Below are 15,997 nucleotides of genomic sequence, written 5' to 3'. Positions count from 1 at the left end.
GTGGGCAGACTGTATCCGTGCTCAACGACGAACCCGACCCGCGAACCCCACCGGAGGCCGCCGGCGACCCGCCGGCCCGGCCGAACGGCTGGCTGCTGCTGATCTACCGGATCCCCTCCGAGCCGACCCGGCTGCGGGCGGCGGTGTGGCGGCGGCTCAAGGGCCTCGGCGCGATCTACCTGCAGAACTCGGCGGCCGCCCTGCCGGCCGGTCCGGCCGCCGAGCGTGCGCTGCGCAAGCTGCGGCGGGAGATCATCGAGATGGGCGGCACCGCGGTGCTGATGTCCTGCGGGGTGCTGGTGGGGGAGGCGGAGGTGCTGGCCGCGTTCCAGGCCGCCCGGGACGACGAGTACGAGGAGATCATCGACAAGTGCCAGGACTTCCTGGCCCAGTTGGAGAAGGAGTACCGGGCCGAGCACTTCACCTACGCCGAGCTCGAGGAGAACGAGGAGGACCTGGTGAAGCTGCGCAACTGGCTGGCCAAGATCACCGACCGGGACGTTTTCGGCGCGCCGAAACGCGCCGCGACTCTCGAGGCGCTGGCCACCTGCGAGCACGCGCTTGAGGAATACGCAGCCCGGGTCTACGCCGAGGAGGCGGAGTCTCAGTAAGACGCCGTCCCGTGTGACGCAGACCCGGGCGAAGTGTGGACAGTCGCGTGAGCCGAGTGGCCGTCAGCCCTTGCGGCGCGCCCGCCACAGACTCAGCGGCAGCACGAGCGCGACCGCGAGCGGCAGGATCCACCACGCCGGGACCGAGGTCTTGCTCACGCCGAAGGTAGCGGCGAGGGCGACGGCGACCACCGCGGCGACCCGCCAGTCGTCGCCGATGATGAAGTCGTACCAGAAGGCGCCGAACGCGCGCAGGCGGGAGATCACGACTGCTCCTGCAGGGTCGGGACGACGGGGGCGACGGGTGCGGCGGTCGCGCGCGGCGGGAGGGACCGGCGCAGCACCGCGACGAGGCCGAGCGCGAACAGCGCGACGACTGGGATGATCACCAGCAGCGCCGCGTCGGAGCCGGGCCAGTGCGCGTCGGCGCCCTCGGCACCCCAGAACATGCCGAATCCGGTGAGCATGACCCCGACGACGAACTTCAGCGTGTTCTCCGGCACCCGCGCCAGCGGCGCCTTGACCGCGAAACCGACCGCGGAGACCACGACGACCGCGCAGGCGGCGGCGAGCGCGGCGAGCGGCACGTCGTGCTGGTTGCTGCCGAAGGTGATCGCGATGAAGGCGACTTCGAGCCCTTCGAGCAGCACGCCCTTGAAGGAAAGCGTGTAGGAGTACCAGTCGTTCACGGCCCACCGGCGCTCGGCGTGCGCGGCGCGGGCGGCGGCCACTTCCCGCTGGAAGATCGCTTCTTCGTCGTGCAGGCCCTTGTGCCCGCTGTAGCGCAGCACCGCCTTGCGGAGCCACTGGAGGCCGAAGACCAGCAGCAGCCCGCCGACGACCAGCCGCAGCGCGCCGATCGGGATGGCGGTCAGCGCCGGGCCGAGGGCGGCGATCACGGCCGCGAGCACCACCAGCGCGCTGCCCACGCCGAGCCCGGCCGAACGCCAGTCCCGGGCCGTGCCGGCGGCCAGCACGATCGTGACCGCCTCGACCGCCTCGACTGCGCAGGCGAGGAACACCGCGATAAACAGCGCGGCGGTTGTACCGCTCATCTCCACCTCCCAGCTGGGACGGGCCGGGCGGGCCCGCGTGCCAGTTCTCGCGTATCGGCTTATCGTAACAGCGGTTACGTCGAATGTATAACGCCGATCTGGAGCATTTTGTCTGAATTTAGGAGGCGGTTCAGTGGCGCGTTACGCAGCCTTTAGCGCACCGTGCACAGACGGCACACGAGACACTGATCGTGGTTCTTCAGTTGTCGGGGCGAAGGCCGGCCGCTCCTAGTCGTCCAGGCGGAAGCCCACCTTCAGCGCGACCTGATACTCGGAGATCCGTCCCTCCTCGATGCGGCCGCGGATCTCGGTCACCTCGAACCAGTCCAGGCCGTGCAGCGTCTCGGCGGCCCGGGCCACCGCCGTGCGCACCGCGGGGCCGACGCCCTCCGGCGAGGAGCCGACGACCTCTGTCACCCGATACACATGTCCGCTCATAAGACCTCCAGCCGATCAAAGGGGGCGACGCGCCCACCTCTCCACACGCTAGGCGGCATCGGCCGCGCCGCACAGCGGAGCAGTGCCGAATGGGTCTCCCGGGTGCTCCGGTTCGCAGTACGACGAACCGACATAAGCTGCGTGCATGCGCACGCGCCCGATGCTCGACGGACCCGCCCCTGATGCGCCCGCCGCAGCGACGGGCGGGCTCGACGACGTCGAAGGCGTCCTCGCGGGCGGCGGGGTCGTCGTCCTGAGCGGAGCGGGTCTGTCCACCGAGTCCGGCATCCCGGACTACCGCGGCGTGACCGGAACGCTGCGCCGTCACACGCCGATGACCTATCAGGAGTTCGTCGGCAGCGGAGACAGCCGCCGCCGTTACTGGGCGCGCAGCCACCTCGGCTGGCGGACGATCACCCGGGCGAGGCCGAATGCCGGCCACTACGCGATCGCCTCGCTCGCCGCGGCGGGCTACGTTTCGGCGGTCATCACGCAGAACGTGGACGGCTTGCACCGGGCCGCGGGCAGCGGCGACGCGGTGGAGTTGCACGGAAGCCTCGACCGCGTCCGGTGCCTGGACTGCGGGCACACGAGTCGGCGGGAGGAGCTCGACCGGCGGCTGCGCGCGGCGAACCCCGGTTTCGAAGACGCGGGCGCCCGGCTGAACCCGGACGGCGACGTCGAACTCGCCGAAGGGCTCGAGGCCGGCTTCCGGGTCGTGGCGTGTGAGGCGTGCGGATTCGGGACGCTGAAGCCGGATGTGGTGTTCTTCGGCGAGAACGTGCCCAAGCCGCGTGTCGAGCGGTGCTACGAGCACGTCGACGAGGCACGCGCTCTGCTGGTGCTGGGCTCGTCCCTGACGGTCATGTCAGGGCTGCGCTTCGTGCGCCGCGCCGCGAAGACCGGAAAGCCGGTCGCGATCGTCAACCAGGGCCCGACGCGCGGGGACGCCCATGCGGCGGTCCGCCTCGACGCCCCGCTCGGCTCGACACTGACACGGCTCGCCGATCGGCTCGGCTGCGCGCCGCGTCGCTAGTGCGGTGACCACCAACCTTGACCGGATTCTGAGACGGCAGACGACGCAACCTCCGGTGCCACCGACCCCCCGAACGTAGGTGGTCACCGCACTAGACGTGGTGTGATGCGCGGCCTGCCCCCAACCTGTCGACACCTCAGACGACTCAGCGCGTCCGGCCGCGCGGCTTGAGCGGGAGGTCGGGCAGGATCGGCGCGGGCGTCGGCTCCCCGTCGTAGCCGTTCACGGTCCCGAAGCGGTTGCCTGACATCCACGCCTCGCGCGCCTCAGCGATCTCGTCGCCGGAGCGGCCGATAAAGTTCCACCACATCACGATCTTCTCCTCGAACGGTTCGCCGCCGAGCAGAAGCAGGGTGCTGTCGCTGACAGAGCGCAGGGGGAGGTCGGCCCGGCCGCAGCCGAGGTACAGCATCCGGCCCGGGTCTAGCCGGACGCCGTCCACGTCGGTGACGCCGGACATGGTGAGGACCGCGTACTCGAAGTCTGGCTCGAGCGGCAGCCGCGTCTCGGTCCCCTCCGCAAGGGTGAGGTCCGCGCCGACGAGCGGGGAGAAGATCGTCCCGGGCGAGGTGGCGCCGTCGAGCGTGCCGAGGATGACGGTCGCGGTGAGGCCCGGCGCTGTGACCTGTGGCAGGTGAGGGTGGTGGGCGAAGGCCGGGGCAGTGTCCCGGTGAGCGTTCGGAAGCGCGACCCAGAGCTGGGCGCCGTGCAGGAAGCGGGGGTGCGAGACGGGGCTCTGCTCCGAGTGGGTGATGGCCCGCCCGGCGGTCATCAGGCCGAGCTCCTGCGCGCGGACGGTCTGCACGCTGCCGAGACTGTCGCGGTGCAACACCTCGCCCTCGCGCAGCCAACTGACAGTCTGCAGGCCCATGTGCGGATGCGGGGGCACCTGCATGCCGGACTCGTCGGCGATGTCCTGCGGTCCGTAATGGTCCACGAACGCCCAGGCGCCCACCATGCGGCGGCCGAGGTTCGGGAGCAGCCGCCGCACGACCGTGTTGCTGCCCAGGCTTACCTCGCGCGGATTCAGCAGATCCCGCACCGGCTCCGCGGAGACGTCCTCACGCCCACCACAGACGCGGGCGACGGGAGCGGTGTCGAGATCGCTCATGGAAGTCACGGCCTTTCCGGAGCGGTGCGCAGTGGTCCGCGACCATCATCACACGCGTCTGCGACCTCCACGCGCCTACGACCGGCGGCCGATCAAACGTCGAAGGTCACGGTCACCGGGGAGTGGTCCGACCAGCGCTCGGGGTGCGTGGCCGCCCGCTCGACGACGGCGGTGACCGCCTGCTTCGCCAGGCCCGGGGTGGCGATCTGGTAGTCGATCCGCCAGCCGGCGTCGTTGTCGAAGGCCCGGCCCCGGTAGGACCACCACGTGTAAGGCCCGGCGCCCTCGGGGTGCAGCGCGCGCACCACGTCCACGTATCCGGCCTCGTCGAACACCCGGCTGAGCCAGGCGCGCTCGCTCGGCAGGAAACCGGAGGCGTTCTGGTTCGTCTTCCAGTTCTTGATGTCGGCTTCGCGGTGGGCGATGTTCCAGTCGCCGCACACCACCAGCTCCCGGCCGCGTGCCTCGGCCCGGCTGCGCGCGGCCTTGAGGTAGTCCAGGAACTCGGCCATGAAGCGTTCCTTCTCCAGCTGCCGGTCCGTGTCCACCTCGCCGGAAGGCAGGTAGAGGCTCGCCACGGTCACCGTCGGCAGGTCGATCTCGGCGTAGCGGCCGGAGGTGTCGAACTCGGCGGAGGCGAAGCCGATGCGCGATTCCATCGGTTCGACGCGGCTGTAGATCGCCACGCCGGCCCGGCCCTTCGCGGCCGACGGCGCGAGCAGCACGTGCCAGCCCTCGGCCTCGCGCAGCGCAGCCGGGATCTCCTGCGGCTCGGCCCGCACCTCCTGAAGGCACACCACGTCCGACTGGGTGGCCGCGAGCCAGGCGTCGAAACCCTTGCGGGACGCCGCGCGAATACCGTTTACGTTCGCGGTGGTGACGGTGATCATGTGGGCCTGCTCCAGGTTCGGCGCCGTGCGGCGGGAAGGAAGGCTTCACCCGCCATGATGCCGTCCGGCACCGACAGCGGGTCGGCCGCGCCGCGCGGCCAGGATAGCGGGCGGCTCCGGACGAAGGCGGCGGACGACCTAGGGATGCGCTCGAACGTGGCCCTTGGGATCCGCGCAGGCCGCGGAAGACGATGCCGCGTCGTCGCCTGTCGCCTGTCGCCCGTCGCGGGGTGTGGAGTGTGGGGCCGTTCCGCACTGCCATCTGGACAATAGTTTCCAGAAGTGGTAAATATTTCTCATGGCGGTGGATGGCGTCGAGATGGCGACCCTGTTGCGGGCGCTGGCCGATCCGGATCGTCTCCGGGTGGTCGAGCTGCTCAGCGAGGCGCCGCGACGGGCCGGAGAGCTCGCCGACGATCTCGGCATACGGCCACCGGCCATGAGCAAGCACCTCCGGGTGCTGCTCGAAGCCGGAATCGTCACCGACGAGAGGCGCCGCGAGGACGCCCGGGTGAGGATCTTCCGGTTGCGGCACGAGTCCGTCGTCGCCGTGCGGGCCTGGCTGGACCAGATCCAGGCGCACTGGGACGAGCAACTCGCGTCCTTCAAGGCCCACGTCGAAGGAAAGGGACGACCATGAGCGAATCCGCTCCCGAAGACCGCTCGGTCTCCTCGACGGTCGAGGTGGCCGTCGATCCCGGCACCGCGTTCACAGTGTTCACCTCGGAACTGGACCTGTGGTGGGTGCGCGGCCCGATCAACCACCACGCGGGAGGCCGGGCCTTGGCCATGCGCTGTGAGCCTGGCGTCGGCGGCCGGCTGCTGGAGGTCTACGACGACGCGACCGGTGACGCCCTTGAACTGGCGCGCATCACGGTCTGGGAGCCGGGAGACCGGCTGGCGTGGACGAGTTCGCTCGATGACGTGCGCACCGAAGTGCGGTTCGAGCCCTCCGACGCGGGCACACTCGTGCGCGTCGTGGCCTGGATTCCCGCTTCCGGACAGGACCGGGGTGGCACGGCCTGGGTGCGCGTCGTGCCCAAGTGGTTCGGACCTTGGTGCGCGCGGCGGGATCACGCACCGCACGAGGTACGGGACCTGGCCCGTCTCGCGCTCGGGATCTCCTACGCGAAGCCGGCCGCCGCGGCCCGCTGGCTCGCCGCCACCTTCGGCTTCGAGTCTCCGGACCCGCTGCCCGAAGGCGCCGACCCGTTGCCCGAGACCGAGCACGGCCATCCTTGGATCGAGTTCCGCATCGGCGACAGCTCACTGATGATCTTCAAGTTGGACGGCGACCGACCCGAGGCCGCGCCGACTCACGTTCCCTGGGTGTACGTCGACGACGTGGCCGAGCACTTCCGCCACGCCTCGAGCGAGGGAGCGACGATCATCCAGAAGCTCGACAGTCCCTGGGGCCTGCCCTTCTACGTCGCTGACGATCCCGAAGGCAACCGGTGGACTTTCGTCCAGGCACGTCCGACCATGCGTTGACCCTGACCGCTGGGTGGGGGCTGCGCCCAGAACTCCGTCCGGCGGCGCCCGTAGGATGATCGGCGTGGAACCCGCCGCCGCCCCGCTGCCGCCGCCGATCATGATCGGCCCCGAGGGCTCCTACGCCTGGGACGTGTTCCACCGGCGCCACGTCAAGCTGATTGCCAACGTGATCGACGCGCTGCCCTACTCCGGGAGCCAGGTGGCCGCCCTGCGCGGGCTGCTCTCGGAGTCGATCGACGGCGTCATGGGTCGGCTGCCGCCCGGCGCCCCCGACGCGCGCCGCTGGCTCGAATGGGACCGCGGGCACTATGGAAAGCCGTGGGTGCACGCGCCCTTCCTGTGGGCCGAGTCGTACTTCTTCCGCCGGATCCTCGAGGCTGTCGGCTACCACGGCAGCGCCGACGTAGACGCGACCGCGTGGGTGGGCGTCGACCCCTACGCGCCGATGAAGGATGCCGAACTGGCCGACCCGCAGCTCGACACAGCCTTCGCCTGGTACGACGCGCTGGAAGAGGCCGACCCGGCCAGGCGCTTCGCCACCCTGCTCGAGGCGAGCGTCCTCGGCAACCGCGCGGACCTGGTCTTCCAGGTCACCGAGGTGGTCGAGGACTACGCGCTGCTCAGCCCGCCGCTGGCCGACGACACTGAGCGGATTCTCGAGCACCTGACCGGCGGCGAACCCGGACGTGTCGCGGTCGTCTGCGACAACGCCGGGCGCGAGTTGCTCGGCGACCTGCTCCTCGTCCACGACCTGCTCGCCGAGGGCTGGGCCACGAGCGTGGACCTGCACGTCAAGCCCGACCCGTACTACATCTCCGACACCACGGCGGCCGACGTCGGCAAGACGCTGAACCGGCTGCGCGCGATGCCCGGCGCGCTCGGATCTGCCGGGCGGCGCCTCTTCGAGCATGCGGCCGAGGGTCGGCTGCGCCTTAGGACGCACCCCTTCTGGTGTTCCCCGCTGTCCTTCCACGAGTTGCCTGCGGACCTGCGGGCGGACCTTAGCGCGGCGCGCTTGGTCGTCTTCAAGGGCGATCTGAATTATCGGCGCCTGGTCGGCGACTGCCTTTGGGACCCGACGACTCTGTTTGATGACGCCGTCGACTATCTCGGCGATCTGCCAGTGGCGGCGCTTCGCACCCTCAAGTCCGATGTCGTCGTCGGCGTGCCACGCGACCGCGTCGAGCGCCTCGACGCGGAGGACCCCGAGTGGCGGATCAACGGCCGCCAAACCGTCGTCCAGTTCCGCGGTTGATCATTTCGTCATCGGGTCAGACGTCCGACGTGTAGCGGATGGCGGCGGGTACTGTAGTACCTATATACCCACCCGCGACGGAACGGCGACGGTACCCGGATATGACCCGTTTCACCAAGGGCCACGGCACCGAGAACGACTTCGTGATCGTTCCCGACCCGGACGGCTCGCTGCCGACCGACCCGGAGTGGGTGGCCGCGGTGTGCGACCGGCGGGCGGGGATCGGCGCCGACGGGTTGCTGCGGATCGTGGCGACCGCGAAGATGTCCGGCTTCGAGCACCAGGCGGCGGACGCGACCTGGTTCATGGACTACCGCAACGGCGACGGCTCGACCGCCGAGATGTGCGGCAACGGCGTGCGTGTGTTCGCCCGGTTCCTCGTGGACCAGGGACTGATGGAGCCCGGGGAGTTCGCCGTCGGGACGCGCAGCGGTGTGAAGGCGGTGCGTGTGCCGGCCGACGGCGACATCACCGTCGCCATGGGCAAGCCGAGCTGGCCGGAGGCTGCTGCGCGCATCGCCTGGAACGGGCGCGATGCGGACTCGGTGCACGTGGACATGGGCAACCCGCACGCGGTCGTGTTCGTGGCGGACGTCGCCGAGGCCGGTGCCCTGTACGACGCGCCAACGTGGAGCCCGGCCACGGTGTACCCCCGTGGAGTCAACGTGGAGTTCGTCGCGCCGGTCGGGCCGCAGCACATCGCGATGCGGGTCTTCGAGCGCGGAGTGGGTGAGACGCGCTCCTGCGGGACCGGGGCGTGCGCGGCGATGATCGCGGCAGCTCGGCGGGACGGTGCCGCCCCCGGGACGCCTTACACCGTGGACGTACCCGGAGGTCGCCTGAAGGTCGTCGAGCGGTCCGACGGCGTGCTGGAGCTGTCCGGCCCGGCGGTGCTGGTCGCGCGGGGTGAGCTGTTGGGGCGGCTGGACGTGGGCTGAGCCGCCGGCTCGGCAGTTCTGTTCCGGCCCAGCCACTGGCGGGAGCGGTGGTGCCGGCCCGCGTGCTCGACGACTTTGATCAGAACCTGCTTCCCCGAACTGCGCTGGCGGGCGTCGCAGAGCACGACGGGCGTGCCGGGGTCGAGGTCGAGCGCGTCGGCGATGTCGCGCGGGTCGTGGCGGCGATGCCCTTCGAAGCAGTTGACCGCGATGACGAACGGGATCGCGCGGCGCTCAAAGAAATCCACCGCGGGGAAGCAGTCGGGCAGCCGCGCCGTGTCGGCCAGCACCACCGCTCCGAGGGCGCCCTGGGCCAGCTCGTCCCACAGGAACCAGAAGCGGTCCTGCCCCGGCGTGCCGAACAGGTAGAGCGCGAGGCCGTCGCGGATGGTGATCCGGCCGAAGTCCATCGCCACCGTGGTGGTGTTCTTCTGCTCGACGCCGAGCAGCCGGTCCACGCCGAGCCCGGCCTGCGTCATCGACTCCTCGGTGTGCAGCGGACGGATCTCGCTGACCGCGCCGACCAGGGTGGTCTTGCCGACGCCGAAACCGCCCGCGACCAAGATCTTCAGTGCCAGGAACGATTCGTCGCGGGCATCCGCGCCGCCGCTCTCGTACGCCGCTTGTCCTGCCGAGGCCCGCGTCCCGTCAAAGCGCCCTGAGTCCATCGATCACCTCTTGGAGGATGGCCTGGTCGAAGAGGTACGCCTGCGGAAGCGGCGGGCGGACCCTGATATGTCCGATCGCCAGCAGGTCGCCGAGTAGCACCCGGGCGATGCCCAGCGGCAGGTCGCAATCCGCGGCGATCTCCGCGACAGAGCGCGGGCCGAGGGCGCACAGCTCCAGCACGGCCGCCTGCTCCGGGCCGAGCGACGGGTCGTCGCCCACCGGTCCGGCCGCGACGACCAGCGTCATCAGGTCGAATACCTGGTTCGGCGGCCGGGCGCGCCCGCCGGTGAGCGCGTAGAGGCGTACCAGAGGGCCGGCCTCGTCGTCGTACCAGCGGGCTTCGCCGAGCGCCGGACCGGCGCCGTAGCCGTTCATCGGGACACGTCCATGGCAACCGCGCCTCCATCGCCGATCAGAGGCTCGAGCCGGCGTCGGCGCGCGGCGCGGCGTAGAGGTGCTCGCCGACCCGGCGCACCAGGCGAGCCATCTCGTAGGCGATCATGCCGATGTCGCCCTCGGCGGTGCTGAGCACGGCCAGGCAGGTCCCGCCCCCCGCGGCGACCACGAACAAATATCCGTCCTCGAACTCGACCATCGTCTGGCGCACTGCGCCGACCTCGAAGTGCCGGCCGGTCCCCTTGGCCAGGCTCTGGAAGCCCGACGCGACCGCGGCCAGATGCTCGCGGTTCTCCCGGGACAGGGCGGCGGAGGCGGCGACGGCGAGGCCGTCCGTGGACAGCAGCACCGCGTCGCGGATTGGTGCGACGGCGCCGACCAGTTCGTCGAGTAACCAGTTGAGCCGGGAGGCGGGGGTGGTGGAACTGCTGGGCATCGAGTCTCCGTGGGCATCGTTCATCGGTCGTCCACCGCGGTCTGGGGCTCGGCGGCGGCCGCAGCGGGCTCGCGGGCGGCCGCCTCCTCGTCGGGTGCGGGGTGCTCGGCCCGGCCGCGGGACCAGCCGGACTGGAACGCGGCCATGGTGGAGCGGACCTGGTCGGGGGCGCGCGGCGCGGGTTCGGCGGTCGAGTCGTCGCGGCTTGGCGGCTCAGGGGTCTCACGCAGCGGCGCGGCGAGGTTGGCCTGCCGCACCCGGCGCGGCAGATGCTCCGAGTTGGGGCCGCATTCGGAGTCGCCATAGATGACGAAGCCGTCGACCGTGGCTGGCGCGTCCGCGTCGTCGCCTGAGGACTCGGCGTTCGCTGCGGGCGGTCCGATGAGCACGGATTCGCGGTCGTTCGCACGCACTGCGCGCAGGCGGACGCTGTCGCGCTTGCCTAGCGTGGCGGATCCGGCACCGGCCTGCCGCGAGACTGAGGGCCGCGCGGTGTGAGAGTCAAAGGTATGAGTGTTGACAGCGGGTGATTCGACAGCGTGAGTGTCAACAGCGTGACCCCCATGGGCATCGGACGTGCCGTCAGATGCACCGGGGGAGGCGGCGTCCGCCGAGCCGAGCGCGGCGGCGCCGGACAGCGCACCGGTCTCCAGGATCGCTGCGGGCACCAGGACGACGGCCGTGGTCCCGCCGTAGGGCGACGGGCGCAGCGAGACCTTCACGTCGTGGCGCCGGGCCAGGCGACTGACCACGAACAGGCCGAGCCGGTCGCTGTCGAACAGGTCGCTCTGGCGGGTGCTGGCGATGCGGCGGTTCGCGTCGGCCAGCGCCGGGGCGCCCATGCCCAGGCCGCGGTCCTCGATCTCCAGGACGTACCCGCTCGCCACCTGCTCGCCGCATACCCGCACGCGGGTGTGCGGCGGGGCGAACATTGTCGCGTTTTCCACGAGCTCTGCGATCAGGTGCGCCAGGTCCGCCACGGCGCCGCCGGCCACGCGGATGTCTGGGATGCGGCGCACGTCGACCCGGGCGTAGTCCTCGACCTCTGCGACGGCCGCGCGCACCACGTCCATCAGCGGCATCGGGCGGCGCCAGCCGCGGCCCGGCGCAGCGCCGGACAGGATGAGCAGACCCTCGGCGTGGCGGCGCATCCGGGTCGCGAGATGGTCGAGCCGGAACAGGTCCTCGAGCTCGTCAGGGTCCTCCACCCGCCGCTCCATCGCGTCCAGCAGGGCCAGCTGCCGGTGGATCAGGATCTGACTGCGCCGGGCGAGGTTGAGGAACACCCCTGCGACGCCGCTGATAGCTTCGGCGCGCTCGACGGCCGCCTGCAATGCCGCACGGTGGACCTGGGCCAGAGCCGCGCCGACCTGACTGATCTCGTCCGATTCCACGGGGGTCGGCGGCACCTGCGCGGCCACGTCGACCGGATGCCCGGCGCGCAGCCGTGCGACGGTGCGCGGCAGTCGCCGGGCTGCGAGGTCGAGGGCTGAGTCGCGCAGTCCGACCAGTTCGAGCACCAGGCCCCGGCCGATCCGCACTGAGACCAGCAGCGAGACGGCTATCGCGATCAGACCGACGATCACTGCGGCGCCCGCCTTGGTCGCCAGCCCGCGGCTGTACGGGTCGACTTGGGCGACGGCGGCGGTGCCCGCGTTGGCGACCAGTTGTCCGAACTCTGACATGATCGGCGCGGCGGTGGCGTTCCATGCGTCGTCGAGGGCTGTGAAGCGCGCGTCTGCTGGGCCGTCCGTGGCGATCGCCTGCTGGATCTGGCCGAGGCGGGTGTAATCCGCGGATGCCTCGGCGCTGCGGTAGGCGGCGGCGTCGGTGGCGCGCAGGCCCGGCAGAGCCGCGTCGGCCAGCGTCGTCTGGCTGTACAGAGCGCCGGTGAACTCGCGGTATCCGGCTGCGTCGAGAGATCCGGCGGCGCGCGCGGCCGCGAGCACCGCGTCCTGCCGCGCCAGCATCTCCCGGGAGCGGGCGAGGCAGAGCACTGCTTGTTCGTCAGACGCCACCTGTCCGTCCTGGATGGTCGCGAGCGTCTCCTGGACGGCGAGGGCGTCCGCGACGGCGTTGGTGTAGCTGGCCTCCGCGGTCGCCCAGGTCACCTGCCGCAGCCGGGTCTCGCCGCGCAGCGACGGCAGCGCCTGGAAATCGGCGAGCAGCGTGCGGACCGAACCGTACATCTGCGCGCTGAGTCCGGCGGCCGCTGCAGCCGACGTATCGGCTCCGGTGCGTAGGTCCGCGGCCGCGTCATCGGTCGCGGTGTAGGCGGCGCTCAGAGCGCTGATCTGCTTGGTCGACGCCGCGCCGCCGCCGAGGACCCAGGCGGTCGCGGTGCGTTCCGCCTGCAGATCGGCGATCGTCCGGTCGAGCGGAATCTGCACGACATCGTTGAGCTGCCGCAGTTGGATCAGGGTGTAGACGTTCTGGGCGGTGCCGACCCCGGCCAGCCCCCACAGGGTCGTGACGGAGACGATCGGCACCAGCAGCAGGCAGACGACCTTGGCGCGGACCGAGCGTGGGTGGGGCAGTGAGAGTCCTGCCACGCGGGTCAGGCTTCCGGCGCGGGCAAGGCGCGAAGCGGTCGGGAGCGCTCCCTGTGCGAAATCCCGACCGGGTTCGGCGACACGTGCGGAGTGAGGACCAGCGCTCGCGGCTCCTTCTTCGACGTCTGCGACAGCCGGGTCGTCGACTCGTGGGGGCCAGTGCGCCGCCTGGGGGCGCGTGCCTCGGTTCACCGGTCCGAGCATCCGGGCGGCTCCGGCGGGTCGGGCGTGCGAGCCGTGCCGTCCGCGCGGCGGGGTCGAGCGGCCGTCACGCATGGCTGCCTCGTCGGTGCGGGGCCGGGGACGGCGCGGTCGCCGCGGGATGCGCCGGACCATCGGGCGAGAGAGCGACGAAGGCCGACGTGAGGAAGAGGGCTGAGCCGAGGCCGACGATGATGGGCAGTAGGAAGTCCATCGCGGTCGCGCCGCTCGCCGGAGCATGGCTGGCGGCCACCGTGTCAGCGGCCAGTTTCACCTCCGCGGCGCTCATCCCGGTGTAGTGCATGGCGGTGACCGCGACGCCCATGACGAGCGAGGCCCCGATGACGGCCGCGGTGCCGCGGATGGTCAGGCCGGCCCAGAGCGCCGCGACGGCGGCGAGAACTGCAATTGCGACGGAAAGTGCGACGGTCGCCGGGTTGTAGGTGACCGTGCCGTCGAGCCGCATGGCCGCCATCCCGATGTAGTGCATCACCGCCACGCCGATCCCGGTCACCGCGCCGCCGAGCAGCAGCGACGGGCCGCGCCGGCTGCCGTATCCGACGACGAAGATGCCAGCGCCGACCACCGCGATGCACACCACGAGGCTGAAGACGGTCAGCCCGACGTCGTAGCGGATGTCGGTGCCGGTGACCGCGAATCCGAGCATCGCGATGAAGTGCATGGTCCAGATGCCGCTGCCGATCGACACGGCCGCGGCGGCGAGCCAGTTGCGCTTGGAGCGATCCGTGCGGGTCAGGGCCGTGGCGGTGCAGCGCAGGCCCAGCGCCGCGCCGACACAGGCCATCGTGTAGGCCAGGATCGGGGTCGCCCATCCGAATCCGGTCTCGGTCGTCGCGCCCATCGGTCCCACGGCTCGCGTCCTTTGCATCCGCAATCGCATGAGTGGTTGACCGAACGATTACACGACGTCGGCGCTGCCGCAGTGGCTTTCGATGACTGATTGCGATCGCGCAGCTACGCAGAGGCGGACTTCTGCAGGACCCGCGCCACCCCTGCGCCGGCTTACGGAGCGGGAGTTGTGAGCGTTATCCGGAGAATGCCGGTTATGCGATGACGTACACGTGGTTCTAATAGCCGTGAACGTATACGTCTGAGACGAATTCGCCCGGGTGGCGCCGAATGCTGCGTCGGCGCCGCCCGGGCGATCGGTTACTGCTGCAGAGTTCTGTGACGGGTGTTGTCGAGTACTGCCGTGGTCAGCCGCGGGCGTGGGCCACGAGCCGCTCGACGGCGGTCAGGTCGAACGGGACGTCGCTGCCGACGATCAGGTGGGTGGCGCCCGCGTCGAGGTAGGCCTGGAAGTTGTCCACCTCGTCGGGGTTGATCATGACCGTCCGGTCGATCTCCGCGGGGTCCCGGCCGACCTTCTGGCACCAGTCGGTGAGGATCGCGTTCTTGCGGGCGAAGTTGTCCACCGGGCCGAAGGCGTTCCACAGCTGCGCCCGCTCGGCGACGATGCGCAGGGTCACCTTCTCGCCGCTGCCGCCGATCATCAGGGGGATGTTCTCGCCCGACGGGTTCAGCTTCGCCAGGCGCGCCTCGATGCGCGGCAGGGACTCGCGCAGGGCGCGCAGCCGCTCGGGGCCGGTGCCGAATTCGTAGCCGTACTCGGTGTAGTCGCGTTCGAACCAGCCGGCGCCGATGCCCAGGATCAGCCGGCCGCCGCTGATCTGGTCCACCGTGCGGGCCATGTCCGCGAGCAGGTCCGGATTGCGGTAGGTGTTGCAGGTCACCAGCGCGCCGAAGCGGGCGTGGCTGGTGTCGGCGGCCATCGCGGCCAGCACGGTCCAGCACTCGAAGTGCGCGCCGGCCGGGTCGCCGTAGAGCGGGTAGAAGTGGTCCCAGGTCCAGATGGTGTCCACGCCGAGGGAGTCGGCAGCCTGCCAGGCGGCCCGCAGCTGCTTCATCTCGCAGTGCTGCGGCCGCAGCTGCACACCTACTTTGAACCGTGCCATGCCCGTCGTGTCCTCCCGGAGTGGGTTCTCAGTCAACCGACATCCCATCACGTCAGGGCAGGGTTCCGCCACCGAGGGTGGTCGGTGGGTGGCGCGGATCGGTCAGTGTGCACGCTCACAGCCGGAAGTCTTGCAAGCTCTTGCAGGTCCATGCTGTATTCTTGCGACATGTCGCGAAGACTCGCCGAGGTGGCGAAAAAGGCCGGGGTCAGTGAGGCCACGGTGAGCCGTGTGCTCAACGGGAAGCCGGGCGTGGCGGAGTCCACCCGCGCGGCGATCCTCACCGCCCTCGACGTCCTCGGCTATGAGCGACCGACGCAATTGCGCGGCGAGCGGGCCCGGCTGATCGGGCTGGTCTTGCCGGAGCTGCAGAACCCGATCTTCCCCGCGCTGGCGGAGGTCGTCGGCGGGGCGCTGGCCCAACGCGGCTTCACCCCGGTGCTGTGCACGCGCACGGCGGGCGGCCTGTCCGAGTCCGACTACGTCGAGATGCTGCTGGAACAGCAGGTGTCGGGCGTGGTGTTCGCCGGCGGGCAGTACGCCGAGGCGGACGCACCGCACGAGCACTACCTGCGGCTGCTCGAGGTGCGGCTGCCGGTGGTGCTGGTCAACGCCGCGGCGGAGCACCTGGACTTCCCCCGGGTCTCGACCGACGACGCGGTGGCGGTGGAGCAGGCGTTCAATCACCTCGCCGCGCTCGGGCACGAGCGGATCGGCCTGATCCTCGGCCCGTCCGACCATATGCCCTCGCGCCGCAAGTTCGCCGCGTTCGAGCAGGCGGCGGCGCAGAGCGGGCTCGCGTACGAGGAGAAGTGGGTCGAGCGCACCATGTTCTCGCTCGAGGGCGGCCAGGCCGCGGCGAACCGGCTGCTCGAGCGGGGGATCACCGGGATCGTGTGCGGCAGCGACCTGATCGCGCTCGGCGCGGTGCGGGCGGCC

17 protein-coding genes and 1 pseudogene are annotated in these 15,997 nt (G+C 70.8%); 7 read left to right on the top strand and 11 right to left on the bottom strand.

The genetic code is table 11. The annotated features are described in order from the left end of the window. The first annotated feature begins 17 nt into the window (after positions 1 to 17). The gene (locus VGZ32_RS15230) at positions 18 to 611 is read left to right on the top strand and encodes a Chromate resistance protein ChrB (RefSeq protein WP_326886684.1); all 594 of its coding nucleotides are present in this window, start codon (positions 18 to 20) and stop codon (positions 609 to 611) included. Positions 612 to 674: 63 nt separating this feature from the next. On the opposite strand, the gene VGZ32_RS15225 is transcribed toward VGZ32_RS15230, so the two are convergent. The 3 genes from VGZ32_RS15225 to VGZ32_RS15215 form a co-directional block, all read right to left on the bottom strand. Beyond that, positions 675 to 878, bottom strand: coding sequence for a hypothetical protein (locus VGZ32_RS15225; protein ID WP_326886683.1), 204 nt, complete (start codon positions 876 to 878; stop codon positions 675 to 677). Next, entirely contained in the window at positions 875 to 1,666 is a 792-nt protein-coding gene (locus VGZ32_RS15220) for a hypothetical protein (RefSeq protein WP_326886682.1), read from the bottom strand. Before VGZ32_RS15220 ends, VGZ32_RS15225 begins: the two co-directional genes overlap by 4 nt. Before the next feature lie 228 nt (positions 1,667 to 1,894). Continuing rightward, positions 1,895 to 2,104, bottom strand: a complete 210-nt coding sequence (locus VGZ32_RS15215; RefSeq protein ID WP_326886681.1) for a dodecin — start codon at positions 2,102 to 2,104, stop codon at positions 1,895 to 1,897. Positions 2,105 to 2,249: 145 nt separating this feature from the next. Between VGZ32_RS15215 and VGZ32_RS15210 the strand changes: the two genes are divergently transcribed. After that, positions 2,250 to 3,140: an NAD-dependent protein deacetylase gene (locus tag VGZ32_RS15210; RefSeq protein ID WP_326886680.1), complete on the top strand. Its 891-nt coding sequence runs from the start codon at positions 2,250 to 2,252 to the stop codon at positions 3,138 to 3,140. A gap of 145 nt (positions 3,141 to 3,285) precedes the next feature. Here the strand turns inward: VGZ32_RS15210 and VGZ32_RS15205 are convergent, their stop codons facing one another. After that, a complete protein-coding gene (locus VGZ32_RS15205) occupies positions 3,286 to 4,251 on the bottom strand; it encodes a pirin family protein (RefSeq protein WP_326886679.1) in 966 nt (321 codons plus the stop codon). Positions 4,252 to 4,343: 92 nt separating this feature from the next. After that, positions 4,344 to 5,141, bottom strand: a complete 798-nt coding sequence (locus tag VGZ32_RS15200; RefSeq protein ID WP_326886678.1) for an exodeoxyribonuclease III — start codon at positions 5,139 to 5,141, stop codon at positions 4,344 to 4,346. 298 nt (positions 5,142 to 5,439) lie between these two features. On the opposite strand from VGZ32_RS15200, the gene VGZ32_RS15195 reads away from it, so the two are divergent. From VGZ32_RS15195 to dapF, 4 genes are all read left to right on the top strand, one after another. Further along, a complete protein-coding gene (locus tag VGZ32_RS15195; protein ID WP_326886677.1) occupies positions 5,440 to 5,781 on the top strand; it encodes a metalloregulator ArsR/SmtB family transcription factor in 342 nt (113 codons plus the stop codon). Beyond that, the gene (locus VGZ32_RS15190) at positions 5,778 to 6,632 is read left to right on the top strand and encodes a VOC family protein (RefSeq protein WP_326886676.1); all 855 of its coding nucleotides are present in this window, start codon (positions 5,778 to 5,780) and stop codon (positions 6,630 to 6,632) included. The genes VGZ32_RS15195 and VGZ32_RS15190 overlap by 4 nt, the downstream gene beginning before the upstream one ends. A 64-nt stretch (positions 6,633 to 6,696) precedes the next feature. Further along, the gene (locus VGZ32_RS15185; protein ID WP_326886675.1) at positions 6,697 to 7,890 is read left to right on the top strand and encodes a damage-control phosphatase ARMT1 family protein; all 1,194 of its coding nucleotides are present in this window, start codon (positions 6,697 to 6,699) and stop codon (positions 7,888 to 7,890) included. Between the two features lie 101 nt (positions 7,891 to 7,991). Next, positions 7,992 to 8,828 carry a diaminopimelate epimerase gene (gene dapF, locus VGZ32_RS15180; protein ID WP_326886674.1) on the top strand — a complete coding sequence of 279 codons (837 nt, stop codon included), beginning with the start codon at positions 7,992 to 7,994 and terminating at the stop codon, positions 8,826 to 8,828. A 38-nt stretch (positions 8,829 to 8,866) separates the two neighbouring features. Here the strand turns inward: dapF and VGZ32_RS15175 are convergent. From VGZ32_RS15175 to VGZ32_RS15150, 6 genes and pseudogenes are all read right to left on the bottom strand, one after another. Next, positions 8,867 to 9,496, bottom strand: a pseudogene (locus tag VGZ32_RS15175) (GTP-binding protein); the annotation flags it as partial. Next, entirely contained in the window at positions 9,477 to 9,872 is a 396-nt protein-coding gene (locus VGZ32_RS15170) for a DUF742 domain-containing protein (protein ID WP_326886673.1), read from the bottom strand. The gene VGZ32_RS15170 and the pseudogene VGZ32_RS15175, both read right to left, overlap by 20 nt. Before the next feature lie 37 nt (positions 9,873 to 9,909). Continuing rightward, complete coding sequence (locus VGZ32_RS15165; protein ID WP_326886672.1) at positions 9,910 to 10,329, bottom strand: roadblock/LC7 domain-containing protein; 420 nt, start codon at positions 10,327 to 10,329, stop codon at positions 9,910 to 9,912. Positions 10,330 to 10,349: 20 nt separating this feature from the next. Continuing rightward, positions 10,350 to 12,881: a nitrate- and nitrite sensing domain-containing protein gene (locus tag VGZ32_RS15160; RefSeq protein ID WP_326886671.1), complete on the bottom strand. Its 2,532-nt coding sequence runs from the start codon at positions 12,879 to 12,881 to the stop codon at positions 10,350 to 10,352. A gap of 268 nt (positions 12,882 to 13,149) precedes the next feature. Next, a complete protein-coding gene (locus tag VGZ32_RS15155) occupies positions 13,150 to 13,944 on the bottom strand; it encodes an MHYT domain-containing protein (RefSeq protein ID WP_326886698.1) in 795 nt (264 codons plus the stop codon). A 355-nt stretch (positions 13,945 to 14,299) separates the two neighbouring features. After that, a complete protein-coding gene (locus tag VGZ32_RS15150) occupies positions 14,300 to 15,058 on the bottom strand; it encodes an LLM class F420-dependent oxidoreductase (RefSeq protein WP_326886670.1) in 759 nt (252 codons plus the stop codon). A 168-nt stretch (positions 15,059 to 15,226) separates the two neighbouring features. On the opposite strand from VGZ32_RS15150, the gene VGZ32_RS15145 reads away from it, so the two are divergent. Continuing rightward, positions 15,227 to 15,997: LacI family DNA-binding transcriptional regulator (locus tag VGZ32_RS15145; protein ID WP_326886669.1), on the top strand; the 771-nt coding region annotated here is incomplete at its 3' end.

This window comes from Actinocrinis sp. (assembly GCF_035938995.1).
GTDB lineage: Bacteria > Actinomycetota > Actinomycetes > Streptomycetales > Catenulisporaceae > DASZGI01.
This window is presented reverse-complemented; position numbering and strand designations above follow the sequence as displayed.